This window comes from Streptomyces sp. NPDC019224 (genome assembly GCF_040632605.1).
Classification (GTDB): domain Bacteria; phylum Actinomycetota; class Actinomycetes; order Streptomycetales; family Streptomycetaceae; genus Streptomyces.
In genome coordinates this window covers 158468-172393 of sequence record NZ_JBEYCF010000010.1, presented here as the reverse complement: position 1 = coordinate 172393, position 13926 = coordinate 158468, and the positions used below count along the sequence as shown (strand labels likewise).

10 protein-coding genes and 1 pseudogene are annotated in these 13926 nt (G+C 72.7%); 6 read left to right on the top strand and 5 right to left on the bottom strand.

The annotated features are described in order from the left end of the window. The coding region (locus ABZ564_RS09465; RefSeq protein ID WP_360852170.1) for a heavy metal translocating P-type ATPase at positions 1 to 1269 on the bottom strand (1269 nt) is incomplete at its 3' end. A 251-nt stretch (positions 1270 to 1520) separates the two neighbouring features. On the opposite strand from ABZ564_RS09465, the gene ABZ564_RS09460 reads away from it, so the two are divergent. Then, entirely contained in the window at positions 1521 to 2210 is a 690-nt protein-coding gene (locus ABZ564_RS09460) for a copper homeostasis protein CutC (protein WP_360852167.1), read from the top strand. 258 nt (positions 2211 to 2468) lie between these two features. On the opposite strand, the gene ABZ564_RS09455 is transcribed toward ABZ564_RS09460, so the two are convergent. After that, complete coding sequence (locus ABZ564_RS09455) at positions 2469 to 3203, bottom strand: ABC transporter permease (RefSeq protein WP_360852164.1); 735 nt, start codon at positions 3201 to 3203, stop codon at positions 2469 to 2471. A gap of 2 nt (positions 3204 to 3205) precedes the next feature. Then, entirely contained in the window at positions 3206 to 4147 is a 942-nt protein-coding gene (locus tag ABZ564_RS09450) for an ATP-binding cassette domain-containing protein (protein ID WP_360852161.1), read from the bottom strand. Positions 4148 to 4254: 107 nt separating this feature from the next. Here ABZ564_RS09450 and ABZ564_RS09445 point away from each other — a divergent pair, with 107 nt between their 5' ends. The 4 genes and pseudogenes from ABZ564_RS09445 (at position 4255) to ABZ564_RS09430 (ending at position 9426) form a co-directional block, all read left to right on the top strand. After that, positions 4255 to 5466 (top strand): histidine kinase, encoded by a 1212-nt coding sequence (locus tag ABZ564_RS09445; protein ID WP_360852157.1) that lies wholly within the window; start codon positions 4255 to 4257, stop codon positions 5464 to 5466. An 18-nt stretch (positions 5467 to 5484) separates the two neighbouring features. Beyond that, on the top strand, positions 5485 to 6147 hold the full coding sequence (locus ABZ564_RS09440; RefSeq protein WP_360852153.1) for a response regulator transcription factor: 663 nt from the start codon (positions 5485 to 5487) through the stop codon (positions 6145 to 6147). A gap of 63 nt (positions 6148 to 6210) precedes the next feature. Next, positions 6211 to 6441, top strand: a pseudogene (locus tag ABZ564_RS09435) (copper homeostasis protein CutC); the annotation flags it as partial. A 351-nt stretch (positions 6442 to 6792) separates the two neighbouring features. Further along, on the top strand, positions 6793 to 9426 hold the full coding sequence (locus ABZ564_RS09430) for a glycoside hydrolase family 9 protein (protein WP_360852150.1): 2634 nt from the start codon (positions 6793 to 6795) through the stop codon (positions 9424 to 9426). Between the two features lie 49 nt (positions 9427 to 9475). Here ABZ564_RS09430 and ABZ564_RS09425 read toward each other — a convergent pair whose 3' ends face one another. Further along, on the bottom strand, positions 9476 to 11548 hold the full coding sequence (locus ABZ564_RS09425; RefSeq protein ID WP_360852147.1) for a UvrD-helicase domain-containing protein: 2073 nt from the start codon (positions 11546 to 11548) through the stop codon (positions 9476 to 9478). 444 nt (positions 11549 to 11992) lie between these two features. On the opposite strand from ABZ564_RS09425, the gene ABZ564_RS09420 reads away from it, so the two are divergent. Beyond that, entirely contained in the window at positions 11993 to 12166 is a 174-nt protein-coding gene (locus ABZ564_RS09420) for a hypothetical protein (protein ID WP_360852144.1), read from the top strand. Positions 12167 to 12184: 18 nt separating this feature from the next. Here the strand turns inward: ABZ564_RS09420 and ABZ564_RS09415 are convergent, their stop codons facing one another. After that, positions 12185 to 13828: a DNA repair helicase XPB gene (locus ABZ564_RS09415; RefSeq protein ID WP_018101536.1), complete on the bottom strand. Its 1644-nt coding sequence runs from the start codon at positions 13826 to 13828 to the stop codon at positions 12185 to 12187. Positions 13829 to 13926 lie beyond the last annotated feature (98 nt).

Genomic DNA, 13926 nt, shown 5'->3' with positions numbered 1-13926 from the left:
GGTGCCGACCATGAGGGCGGTGGGTGTGGCCAGGCCCAGGGCGCAGGGGCAGGCGATGATCAGGACGGCCACCGCCGCCGTGAACGCCGCCGTCAGCCCCGCCCCGTCGGCCAGCCAGAAGCCCAGCGTGCCCAGCGCGAGCGCGATGACCACGGGCACGAACACCGCCGAGATCCGGTCGGCCAGCCGCTGCGCCGCCGCCTTGCCGTTCTGCGCGTCCTCGACGAGCTTCGCCATCCGGGCCAGCTGGGTGTCCGCGCCCACGCGGGTCGCCTCGACGACGAGCCGGCCGGAGACGTTGAGCGTCGCACCGGTCACCGTGTCGCCGACGCCGGCCTCCACGGGGACGGACTCGCCGGTGAGCATGGAGGCGTCCACGGCGGACGAGCCCTCGACGACCACGCCGTCCGTCGCGATCTTCTCGCCCGGCCGGACCAGGAAGCGGTCGCCGACCCGGAGGTCCGCCGTGTCCACGGTGACCTCGCGGCCGGCGCGCAGGACGGTGACCTCCTTGGCGCCCAGTTCGAGCAGCGCCCGCAGCGCGGCACCCGCCTTCCGCTTGGAGCGGGCCTCGAAGTACCGCCCGGCGAGGATGAACGCGGTGACGCCCGACGCCGCTTCCAGGTATATGTTCCCGGCGCCGTCGCCGCGGCCGATGGTCAGCTCGAAGGGATGCGTCATGCCGGTCATCCCGGCGGTGCCGAAGAACAGCGCCCACACCGACCACAGGAACGCGGCGGAGGTGCCGAGCGAGATCAGCGTGTCCATCGTCGCCGCGCCGTGCCGGGCGTTGGTCCACGCGGCGCGGTGGAACGGCCAGGCGGCATACGTGACCACGGGCGCGGTGAGGGTCAGGGCCAGCCACTGCCAGTTGTCGAACTGGAGCCGGGGGATCATCGACATCGCGATCACCGGCACGGCGAGGAGCACGGCCGTGACCAGCCGCTGCCGCAGCGCGTCCGCCTCCCGGACGGGGGACGCGGCCGCGTCCTCGGCGGCGCGCGCCGGGGGAGCGGGCTCGTGCGCGGTGTAGCCGGTCCGCTCGACCGTGGCGATGAGGTCCGGTACGGAGACGCCGGCGCCGTCGTAGCGGACGCGGGCCTTCTCGGTGGCGTAGTTGACGGTGGCGGTGACGCCGTCCATCCGGTTGAGCTTCTTCTCGATACGGGCCGCGCACGACGCGCACGTCATGCCCCCGATGGCGAGCTCGACCTCTGCGGCGGGGACGGTTCCGGTGGCGCCGGTGGTGGCTGCGGTCTGCGTGGACACGGGGCCCTCCTCAATCGGCCGCTTCATACCCCCTAGGGGTATCTCTTCCTCTCTCCATGTATACCCCCACCCCCTATCGAGAGGCAAGGGCGGCCCCCGGTGGCGCCCGGACCGCCCGCCGGTGGTCGCCCGTCGCGCGTCCGGCCTCGCGTATCTTCACGTTCACGGTGAGGGCTGCGCCCCCGCCTACCGCCCCGTAGGCTGGGCCATTGGACTAGACCTGTAGCTGTTTCCTGGAGGATTGGGTTCCCATGAGCAACCGTGCAGTCCTGGAGGTGATCGCTCTCGACGCGGAGGACGCGGTCGCCGCCCAGGCGGGTGGTGCGGACCGGCTTGAGCTGGTCACCGACATGGCGGCGGACGGCCTCACCCCGTCCCGCGCGACCTTCGCGGCGATCCGGGCCGCGGTGGACATCCCGCTGCGCGTGATGCTCAGGGTCGCCGACGGCTTCGCGGCCGGCGACATCGACGTACTCGTACGCAAGGCCCGCGAGCTGCGGTCCGAGGGCGCGGAGGAGTTCGTACTCGGCTTCCTGGACGCGGGCGGCCACCCCGACCTGGTGGCGGTCGAACGGCTCGTCGCCGAACTGGAGGGCCGCCCCTGGACCTTCCACCGCGCGATCGACCACGCCGCCGACCGGGACGCCCTGCGCAAGGCGCTCGCGGACCTGCCGGGACTGGACACGTACCTCACGGCGGGCTCCCCGGCCGGGGTGGACGCGGGCATCCCGACGCTGGTGGCCGAGGCGGGCCGCGCGGGGGAGCCGGGCTACGAGCCGCAGATCCTCGTCGGGGGCGGGTTGCGGCTGGAGCATCTGCCGGCGCTCCTGGCCGCCGGCATCGACGCCGTCCACATCGGCGGCGCGGCGCGGCCGGGTGGCTGGGCCGGGCCGGTGGACGCGGAGGCGGTACGGGAGTGGCGGGCGGTGCTCGACGCGTAGCCCTCGGGCGGAGGGCCTGCTGCGCCCCGTTGCGTGCTGTGGTCCCGGGGGCGCTGCCCCCGTACCCCCGCTCCTCAAGCGCCGGAGGGGCTGGAGCTGGCGGGGTGGGTTTGCCGTCTGCGCGCCGCGCCGTGGTTTTGGGGGCGCTGCCGCCGGACCCCGCTCCTCAGGCGCCGGAGGGGCTTGATCTGGCGGCGTGGCTGGGATTGACGGCGTGGCTGGGATTGGCGGGCGGGGGGTGAGTGGCCGTTTCGTGTTTCAGGCGTCGCGTCGGTGCATTGCCCACCAACCGGACGCGAGCGCGGCTGCTGCCCACAGCGCGGTCACGGCGATACCTGTCCAAGGGCCGAGGTCTCCTGCCGGGGTCTGGTGCAGGATTTGTTGTCCGGCGCGGTCGGGAAGAAAGGCGGCGGCACCCTCGGCGATGCCTCCGACCACGAAGGACACGATCAGGATGAAGGGGATGAGCAGGCTGAGCACCGCGACGGCGCTGCGCAGGAGGAAAGTGAGCCCCGTGGCGAACAAGGCCATCAGGGCGAGGTAGATCCCCCCGCCGACGCAGGCCCGCAGGGCTCCCGGCTCACCGAGGCCGATGGCGTACGTTCCCAGGAACGCCTGGCCCCCGAAGAAGGTGGCGAACGTGGTAGCGAGTCCCACGACGAGGGCGGCCGTGGCCACGACCGCAGTCTTGGCCGCGTAGAAGAGACCCCGGCGCGGCACCGCCGACAGGGAGATCCGGAGAGCGCCGCCCGCGTACTCGGAGGATACGGTGGTGGCCCCGAAGGCGATCGCGGCGATCTGCGCGAAGTTGATCGCGTAGAAGGCTCCGAAGACGGGGTCCTCGCTTCCTTCCGCCTCCGCGCGGCCCACGGTGGCGAAGACGAGCAGGGTGATGGCCAGCGTGGCGGCGAAGATCGCGAGGAGTGATCCGAAGCTCGCCCGGATCGACCTGATTTTGATCCACTCGGAGTGGAGTACCGCGGTGACGGGCATGGTCAGGCCCTCCGGTGAGTGGTCGGGAGCGCGGGGTCTACGGCTGCGAATTCCGCATCGGCGGCCGTGAGAGCGAGGTATGCCTGCTCCAAGGAAGCTCGTACGTCGGTGAGTTCGAGGACGGGAACGCCCGCGCGGGCTGCGGCGGCCCCGATCTGTTCAGCCGTGGCGCCGTCGATGACCCAGCGGCCGTCATCGTCTTCCGCGACCGTGTGTCCCAGGTCCGGCAGAGCGGCCCGCAGTCGGCCGGGGTCACTGGTGCGTACACGTACACGTGGGTGGCTGTGCTGCTCGATGAAGTCCTGGGTCGGGATGTCGGCGAGGAGCCGGCCCTTGCCGAGGACGACGAGATGGTCGGCGAAAGCTGCGGTCTCGTTCATGAGGTGGCTGGAGACCAGGACCGTGCGGCCTTCGCGGGCGAGCCGGCGCAGCAAGTGGCGGATCCAGATGATCCCTTCCGGGTCGAGGCCGTTGGTGGGCTCGTCCAGCATGAGGACGGGTGGATCCCCCAGAAGCGCGGCGGCGATGCCGAGCCGCTGGCGCATGCCGAGCGAGAAGGTTCTGATCCGGCGGTGTGCGACAGCGGTGAGACCGGTGCCCTGAAGGACCTCGTCCACGCGGCGTACCGGGAGGCAGTTGCTGACGGCGAGGAAGCGCAGATGGTCCCGGGCGGTGCGGGAACCGTGAGCTGCTTGCGCGTCCAAAAGGGTGCCGACGGTGCGCAGGGGCTCGCGCAGCGTCGCATAGGGGTGGCCGCCGACCGTGGCGGTGCCGGAGGTGGGGCGGTCCAGGCCGAGGACGAGGCGCATGGTGGTGGACTTGCCGGCGCCGTTGGGTCCGAGGAACCCGGTGACCCGGCCCGGTTCGATGCTGCACGTCAGACGGTCGACGGCCCGGGTACCGCTGTGCTCCTTGGTGAGCTCTTCGACATCGATGCTGGTCATGGCCTCAGCGTGGCCGGGCGAGCGCGTGCGGACATCCCCCGGCCGGGGAGAGCGTCTCCCCCGCACGGGGGAGACAGCGGCCCCCGCTGCTCTGTCACGATGTCGGCATGCTGGGCTTCCTGCTGCCGCTGACACGCGCGGTGACCTACACCCGCTGGCTGCACGTGCTGGTGGGCGCGATCGTGCCGCTCGCCTGCGCCCTGGTCTATCCGGGGCTGGGCAACCCGTCGCCGCACGACTGGTTGCTGGTCGCGGCCCTTCCCGTCCCCCTGGCCCTGGCCGCCGGCATGGTGCCCTCGGTCCGTCACGCGGAGGGGCTGCAGGCGCGGCTGATGCTGTTTCCCGGGCCGCACGCACGCGTGAGGAATGACGAGGACCCCGGCGTTTCCACCGTGTTCTCCGCTTCGCTGGCCGACCGGACGCGAACCGGTGCCTGGCTGGTCCTGCGGCTGGAAGCAGGGCTCGCCCTCGCGCTCCTGACCAACGCCTTGCTGACGCTCGCGCTGTCGCTTGCCGGGGCGGCAGCAGGGGATTCCGGCCCGGCCGGACCGCTGCCGTACGTTCCGGGTGCGGACTGGGTGTACGTCCTGCTGGCACCGTTGCCCGTGCTGGTGCTGGTCATGGTGGCCGCCGGGGCGGGGGCGCTGATGGCCCGGGCTGCCCGCCGACTGCTCGGGCCTTCGGTCAAGGAGCGGCTGGCCGAGTTGGAGAAGCGCACCGAGCAGCTGCTTGAACGCAACGAAATCGCGCGGGAGTTGCACGACACGCTCGGCCACGCGCTGACGCTGGCCGTGGTGCAGGCCGGTGCCGCCCGGGCGGCGGGTGACCCGGATTTCACCGACCGGGCCCTGGAGGCCATCGAGGAGACGGGACGGGCCGCCCTGGAGGATCTGGACCGCGTCCTGCTCGTTCTGCGCGAGACGGGACGGCCGGCCGGCGCGCGTCCGGCTCTTGACGAGGCGGCCCGTCTGCTGGATTCCGCACGGTCCTCGGGAGCGCAGGTCGACGCCGAAGTGACCGGGCCGTTGGAGCACCTTCCGGGGCCGGTCTCCCGCGAGGTCTACCGGATGCTTCAGGAAGCCCTCACCAACGTGCTGCGGCACGCGGGCCCCGTACGTATCGGTGTGCGCATCATCGTGGAGGCGGCGCGGCTGCGGCTCGAGGTGCGTAATCCGTTGCCCGATCCGGCGCCGGTGGCCGGCACGGGCGGTGGCAGAGGGCTGCGCGGCATCCGTGAGCGTGCCGCGCTGCTCGGGGGCGAGGCCGAGGCGGGACGGCAGGGCGGTCAATGGCTGCTGCGCGTCGATCTGCCGCTGTAGCTGACCTAGGCTGACCGGATGCCGCTCACCGTTCTCCTGGTTGACGACGAGCCGCTCGTGCGCGTCGGGCTGCGCGCCGTGCTGGAGGCCCGGCCGGACATCGAAGTGGTGGGTGAGGCCGCCGACGGGGCCGCCGTGATCCCCTTGGTACGGCAACTGCGCCCCGACGTCGTCGTCATGGACGTACGCATGCCGCTGATGGACGGCATCGAGGCCACGCGTGCGGTGCTGCGCACCGTGCCGGACCCGCCGAAGATCCTGGTGGTGACGACCTTTGAGAACGACGAGTACGTGTACGGGGCGCTGCGCGCGGGAGCCGACGGCTTCCTGCTCAAGCGGGCCCGGCCGGCGGAGATCGTGCACGCCGTACGGTTGGTGGCCGAGGGCGACTCACTGTTGTTCCCGGCGGCCGTGCGGCAGCTGGCTTCCTCCTACGGCCAGGACCACGTCAATACCGGTGCCCGGCTCGCCATGGAGCGTGCCGCACTGACCGAGCGGGAGGGGGAGGTGCTGCGTCTCATGGCGCGAGGGCTCTCGAACGCGGAGATCGCCGCGCGTCTGGTGGTGGGGACCGAGACCGTGAAGTCGCACGTCAGCTCCGTACTGGCGAAACTCGGCGCACGGGACCGCACTCAGGCGGTCATCGCGGCATACGAGTCCGGCTTCGTCTCGCCGGGCTGAGGACCGGTGGGCGAGGCCGGTCGGGCATGTCCGTCCAGGGCGTTGACCGGGTCGACCGGGCCGGGGGTGGACGCGGGGATACCCACGTTGGTGGCCGAGGCGGGGTGGGCGGGCGAGCCGGGGTGCGAGCCGCGGATTTCTCGTGGGGGCGGCCTCCGCCTGGAGCACCTGCCGGAGCTTCTGGCCGCCGGCATCGACGCCGTCCACATCGGCGGCGCCGCGCGGCCCGGGGGCTGGTCGGGGCCGGTGGACGCGGATGCGGTGCGGGAGTGGCGGGCGGTGCTCGACCGCTAGGCGCTGGGGCCCCGGGGGGGGCGTGGTGCCTCCGGGTGCGCCCGTGGCGGGGCGCGGGCGCGGGGGTGCTGCCCCGGACCCCGCTCCTCGATCCCCGGAGGGGCTTGGTTTCGCCTCTGCCCGTTGTCGCGGGCGCCGCTCCTCGATCGCCGGAGAGGCTGGAATTCCGCCGCCGCCCCGCGACGCGGCGGAACGCCGCCCTGTCATGACCCTGGCGCAACACCCACCCCCCGCCCCACAATGGCCTCGCGGTGATGGGAACGCTCCCATGGCGCGCCTCCCCGGCATGCCCGTCTGTCGTGGGAGCGCTCCCATCACGCTTTCTTCCGTCCCCACGACGAAAGGCCCCCGGTGAACGCCTCCCCACCCCCCTCCACCCGGCGCAGACGCCGTGCGCTCGGTGCACTGGCCGCCGCCGCGCTCTGCGGCGGCATCCTCACGGCCCCCGGTGCCGTCGCCGCCGACGGCGACCCCGCCCCGGAGCAGATCACCAACGGCGACTTCTCCGCCGGGACCGCCCCCTGGTGGTCGACGGCCAACGCGCCGGTCGCGGTCGTCGACGGGCGGCTCTGCGCCGACGCGCCGGCGGGGACCGCCAACCCGTGGGACACGATCATCGGGCAGAACGACATCCCGCTCGTCGCGGGGGAGACGTACACCCTGACGTACACGGCCAGTTCGACCGCGCCGCTGTCCATCCACACCAACGTGCAGATGGCGACGGAGCCCTACACCACCGACCTCGCCGAGACCGACCTGATCGGCGCCGAGGCCACCCCGTTCACCCATGTCTTCACCGCGACCGCCGACCGGGACGCCGCCCAGCTCGCCTTCCAGATCGGCGGGGGCGCGGCGGCGGCCACCTTCTGCGTGGACGACGTGTCGCTGCGCGGGGGCGCCGAGCCGCCCGTGTACGAGCCCGACACCGGCTCGCCCGTCCGCGTCAACCAGGTCGGCTATCTGCCCAAGGGCCCCAAGACCGGCACCCTGGTCACCGACGCGACCGACCCGCTGCCGTGGAAACTGAAGGCGGCCGACGGCTCGACGGCCGCGAGCGGCACGACCGTGCCGAAGGGCGAGGACCCGACCTCCCGGCAGAACGTGCACACCTTCGACTTCAGCGACGCCACCGCCACCGGCGACGGCTTCACGGTCGAGGCGGACGGGCAGGTCAGCGAGCCCTTCTCGATCCGCGCGGACCTCTACGACGGCCTGCGCTCCGACTCGCTCGCGTACTTCTACCAGAACCGCAGCGGCATCGCGATCGACGCGGACCTCGTCGGCGAGGAGTACGCGCGCCCGGCCGGCCACCTGGGGGTGGCGCCCAACAAGGGCGACACGGACGTGCCGTGCCAGGCGGGCGTCTGCGACTACCGGCTCGACGTGCGGGGCGGCTGGTACGACGCCGGGGACCACGGCAAGTACGTCGTGAACGGCGGCATCGCGGTCGCCGAGCTGATGGACACCTACGAGCGCACCCTGACCGCCGACGGCGCCGAGGCCGCCGAGCTGGGCGACGGCGCGCTGCGGGTGCCCGAGCACGGCAACGACGTGCCCGACATCCTCGACGAGGCGCGCTGGGAGCTGGACTTCCTGATGCGCATGCAGGTCCCGGCCGGGCAGCCGCTGGCCGGCATGGCCCACCACAAGGTGCACGACGCCAACTGGACCGGCCTGCCGATGCGGCCCGAACTCGACCCGGAGCAGCGCGAACTGCACCCGCCGACCACCGCCGCCACCCTCAACCTCGCCGCGACCGCCGCCCAGTGCGCCCGGCTCTACGCCCCCTTCGACGCGGACTTCGCGGCCCAGTGCCGTACCGCCGCCGAGACGGCGTGGGCCGCCGCCAAGGCGCACCCGGCCGTGCTCGCCAGCCCGGCCGACGGTGTCGGAGGAGGCACGTACGAGGACAACGACGTGCGCGACGAGTTCTACTGGGCCGCCGCCGAGCTGTTCACGACGACCGGTAAGGACACCTACCGGCAGGCCCTGCTCGACTCGCCGCTGCACGGCGACGCCGACGAGGCCTTCCCCGCCGACGGCGGCATGTGGTGGGGCGAGACCGCCGGGCTCGGCGTGCTGACCCTGGCCACCGTGCCCAACGACCTGACGGCCGCCCAGCTCGCCGACGTGCGCTCCGTCGTCACCACGGCCGCCGACCGCTACGAGGCGCAGACCGAGGACCAGCTGTACGGGGTGCCGTACGCCCCCAAGGACCAGAACTACACCTGGGGCTCCAACAGCCAGGTGCTCAACAACATGATCGTGCTGGCCACCGCCGCCGACCTCACCGGCGAGCCCGGCTACCGGGACGCCGTCCTGCGCGGCGCGGACTACCTGTTCGGGCGCAACCCGCTCAACCAGTCCTACGTCACCGGCTACGGCGAGCGCTCCTCGCAGAACCAGCACCACCGGTTCTGGGCGCACCAGTCCGACCCGTCCCTGCCGCACCCGCCGGCCGGCTCCCTCGCGGGCGGCCCCAACCTCACCGCCCCCACCTCGGGCGACCCGGATGCCGCGCAGAAGCTCAAGGGCTGCGCCGCCGCCATGTGCTACCTCGACGACAACGGCTCGTACGCCACCAACGAGGTCGCCATCAACTGGAACGCGCCGCTGGCCTACATCGCCTCCTACCTGGACGACGCGGGCGACGCCACCGGACCGGACCGCGCCTGCGAGATCACGTACTCCTCGCACCCGTGGAGCACCGGCTCGACCACCACGGTCACGGTGAAGAACACCGGCACCGAAGCCGTCACCCCCTGGTCCCTGACCTGGCTGCTGCCCGGCGACCAGCGGCTCAGCCACACCTGGAGCGCCGAACTCACCCAGTACGGACGGACGGTGACGGCCGCGCCGCTGTCCTGGAACCGGACCCTCGCACCCGGGGCGTCCGTCGACTTCGGCTTCAACAGCAGCACCACGGGCCCGGTGGCCGACCCGGGCACGGTGAAGCTCAACGGGCGGGCCTGCGCGGCCGGATGACCGGACGGGGGCGGGGGTGGACCAGGGTCCCCCCGCCCCCGCTCCTCCCTTACACCAACTCCTGCGGCAGCGGCGCCGAGTGAAGCACCGTCAGCCCGGAGACCGCACGGGTCAGCGCCACGTACAGCCGGCGCAGGCCCGTGCGCTCGTCCGGCTCCCCGTCGACCACGGCCGCCGGTTCGTCCAGCACCACGTAGTCGTACTCCAGGCCCTTCGCCAGCGACGCCGGGACCAGGGTCAGCCGGGTCTCCGCGGTCGTCTCCCGACCGGGGGAGAGGTAGGTGTGCCCGGCCGCCGTCAGCGCGTCGGCCAGGGCCGGGACGCGGGCGTCGGCGGCGATCAGGCCGATCGACCCCTCGTGGCCCAGCGACTCCTCGCACGCCGCGACCACCGCCGCGTCCAGCGCCGCCGCGTCCGCCACCTCCCGCACGGACAGCGAACCGGGCGACTCACGCACCGACTCCACCGGCGTGAGCCCCGGCGAGATCACCGGGAGCAGCCGGGAGGCGTACGCGATCACATCGCGCGGCACACGGAAACCGGCCGTCAGCTCCTCCACCACCGCGTCCGCCTTGCCCAGGTGGTGCAGCGCCTGCTCCCAGCTCTGCGTCGACCACGGCGTCGTGCCCTGCGCCAGGTCACCGAGGACGGTGGCCGAACCGGTCGAGCAGCGCCGCCCGACCGCCCGGTACTGCATGGGGGAGAGGTCCTGCGCCTCGTCGATCACGACATGGCCCAGCGAGTGCGTACGCGACACCAGGTCGGCCGCCTCGTCGATCAGCACCGCGTCCGCCGCCGACCACTTCGCGCTCTTCACACTGCGGGCGGGCCTGGTCCACAGGATCGCCTTCTGCTCGTCCTCGGACAGCAGCCCCTTGGCGTGCTCCGCCAGGAACTCCGGGTCGGACAGCAGCCGCAGCACCAGCTTGGCCGGGTCGACCGCCGGCCAGATCGCCTTCACGGCCGCCTTCACCGCCGTGTTGCGGGCCACCGCGTTCTGCACCCGGTCGTCGGGCGCCTCGCCCGCCTGCTCCATCCGCACCAGCACGGCGTGCGCGATGCGCTGCGGCAGTGCCTCGTGCGCGGCGCCGTACCGCATGTCGCGGGCCAGCAGCTCCTGGACCATCTCCTCGATCTCGTACGCCGGAACCCGCCAGCGCCGCGAGCCGCGCACCACCATCACCGACTCCGTCGGCGGCTTCACGTGCGACCGGAGCGCCCGCCGCAGCACCTCCGCCATCCGCGCGTCGCCCTTCACGACGGCGGCCGTCGCCTCGTCCGTGCCCCGGACCTCGATCCGCGCGGTCACCAGGTCCTCGACGGTCGCCTGCTTCACCTCCAGCTCACCGAGGGCCGGCAGCACCTGCTCGATGTAGTGCAGGAACGACCGGTTCGGCCCCACGACCAGGGTCCCGGTGCGGGCCAGGCGCTCGCGGTGCGCGTACAGCAGATACGCCACCCGGTGCAGGCCCACGGCCGTCTTCCCGGTGCCGGGCCCTCCCTGCACGCAGACCGTGCCGCCCAGCTCGCTGCGGACGATCTCGTCCTGCTCCGGCTGGATCGTCGCCACGATGTCCCGCATGGGACCGACGCGCGGCCGCTCGATCTCCGCCTGGAGCAGCTTGCTGGTCTGCTCGGCCTCCGCGGGGTCGGTCAGGTGCTCGTCCTCGTACGCGGTCAGGTCGCCGCCCGTGTAACCGAACCGGCGCCTGCGGCCCACGTCCAGCGGGTCCTTGCGGGACGCCCGGTAGAACGGCTGCGAGACCGGCGCACGCCAGTCGATCACCATCGGATCGCCCACCGCGTCGTGCACATGGCGGCGCCCGATGTAGAACTGCTCGCCCTCGGCGCCCTCGGCCTGCTCCGCCCCGACGACGTGCAGGTAGTCCAGGCGTCCGAAGAACAGCGGGGTGTGCGCGAGGTCCGCGAGCGACTTGATCCGCTCGTCGATCTGCGCCTGCAGCACGGCCGCGTTCACCCAGTTCGCCGTGACGTCGCGGATGTCCAGGTTCTGGGCGTCCTCCCGCATGGCGCGCAACGCGGCGCGGGACGCCGCGAGATGGGCGCGCTCATGGGCGAGGGGGTCGGTGGTGGTGTCGCTCTCGAATTTGTGCGCGGGCACGGTGTCGCCTCCGGCATTCAACGCAGGACGGCGGACCGCGTCGCCCTGGGGTACGCGGTCCGCTCGGGGATCGATCACTGGTACGTACGGGGACGCACGTACGGTTGTCGGCCGGTTTCCGTCCGGTCGGCGGCGCTCCCCCGGCTGCCGGCGAGGCCCCTCGGGGCCGCCGGTACCACGGTGCGGGAGGCGGGCAGACCGGCGAGTGTACCGGGGGCGGGGGACGGGCGCGAATGGTTTTACGGGGCGGGGGTCGCGGGGTTCCGGGGGGAGGTCCGTCCGTCCCGTAGGGGAGCCCGTGGAAACAATTGTTTCCATTCCGCCGCTGACTTGGCCCGTCCGTCCCGTAGGGGAGCCCGTGCGACCCGAGGCGTACGCGCGCCGCACCCCGCTTCCGACTCCGGGCCGACGCCCCGGCGCGCCCGCCAGGAGCACCATGGACACATGAGCACCGTCACTCTCGACCCGCGAAGGACCGGCGCCACCGCGGCCCCCGGTCACCCCCACAACCGCGCCTTCGGCGCCCTGCGCGCCGTCAAGGTGTTCGCGCAGGCCGCCTTCGGCGTCGTCGTCCTCGGCGAGTACGCGGAGGAGGCGGGGGTGCGGCGCGGACGCTGACCGCGCCCGCGCCTTCCCTCAGCTCTCCGACAGCAGCTCGTCCGCGTCGACGATCCGGTACGCGTACCCCTGCTCGGCCAGGAACCGCTGGCGGTGCGCGGCGAAGTCCTGGTCGATCGTGTCGCGCGCGACGACCGAGTAGAACCGCGCCTCGTGCCCGTCCGCCTTCGGCCGCAGCACCCGGCCCAGGCGCTGCGCCTCCTCCTGGCGCGAACCGAACGTCCCGGACACCTGGATGGCGACCGTCGCCTCCGGCAGGTCGATGGAGAAGTTCGCCACCTTCGACACCACCAGCACGTTCAGCTCGCCCTGCCGGAACGCCTCGAACAGCTTCTCGCGCTGCGCGTTGCTCGTCTCGCCCTTGATCACCGGGGCGTCCAGATGCTCGCCCAGCTCGTCGAGCTGGTCGATGTACTGCCCGATGACGAGGGTCTGCTCGCCCTTGTGCTTGCGCACCAGCGCCTCGGTGACCTTCCGCTTGGTCGCGGTCGTCGCGCAGAACCGGTACTTCTCCTCGGCCTCGGCGGTCGCGTACGCCAGCCGCTCCGAGTCCGTGAGGTTGACCCGGACCTCCACGCAGTCCGCCGGCGCGATGTAGCCCTGCGCCTCGATCTCCTTCCACGGCGCGTCGAACCGCTTGGGCCCGATGAGCGAGAAGACGTCCGACTCGCGGCCGTCCTCACGCACCAGCGTCGCGGTCAGCCCGAGCCGGCGGCGGGCCTGGAGGTCCGCGGTGAACTTGAAGACCGGCGCGGGCAGCAGGTGCACCTCGTCGTAGATCACCAGACCCCAGTCGCGGGAGTCGAACAGCTCCAGGTGCGGGTAGACGCCCTTCCGGCGGGTCGTCAGCACCTGGTACGTGGCGATCGTGACCGGCCGGATCTCCTTCCTGGTCCCGCTGTACTCGCCGATCTCGTCCTCGGTCAGCGAGGTCCGCTTCACCAGCTCGTGCTTCCACTGCCGGGCGGAGACGGTGTTCGTCACCAGGATCAGGGTGGTCGCCTTGGCCTGCGCCATCGCACCCGCCCCGACCAGCGTCTTGCCCGCGCCGCAGGGCAGCACGACGACCCCGGACCCGCCGTGCCAGAACCCGTCCACGGCCTGCTGCTGGTACGGGCGCAGCGCCCAGCCGTCCTCGTCCAGCTCGATGGGGTGCGCCTCGCCGTCCACGTAACCGGCGAGGTCCTCGGCGGGCCAGCCGAGCTTGAGCAGCGTCTGCTTCACCTGCCCGCGCTCGGACGGGTGCACGGCCACGGTGTCCGGGTCGATCCGGGCGCCCACCAGCGGCTGGACCTTCTTCGACCGGAGGATCTCCTCCAGCACCGGCCGGTCCGTCGTCGTCAGGACGAGCCCGTGCACGGGGTGCTTGGAGAGCGTGAGGCGGCCGTAGCGGTCCATCGTCTCGGCGATGTCGACGAGCAGCGCGTGCGGCACGGGGTAGCGCGAGTACGTCACGAGCGCGTCCACGACCTGCTCGGCGTCGTGCCCGGCCGCCCGGGCGTTCCACAGTCCGAGCGGGGTCAGCCGGTACGTGTGGATGTGCTCGGGCGCCCGCTCCAGCTCGGCGAACGGCGCGATGGCCCGGCGGCAGGCGTCGGCCTGCTCGTGGTCGACTTCGAGGAGGAGCGTTTTGTCACTTTGGACGATGAGAGGTCCGCTCACGCGCGTGGGCCCTTTCGGCTCGGCGAAACGTCCAGTGTGCCGTATGAGCGGGCGGCGTGTCGTTGGCCCGGTCGGGCCGGCCGCGGGCGCCCGGGGCG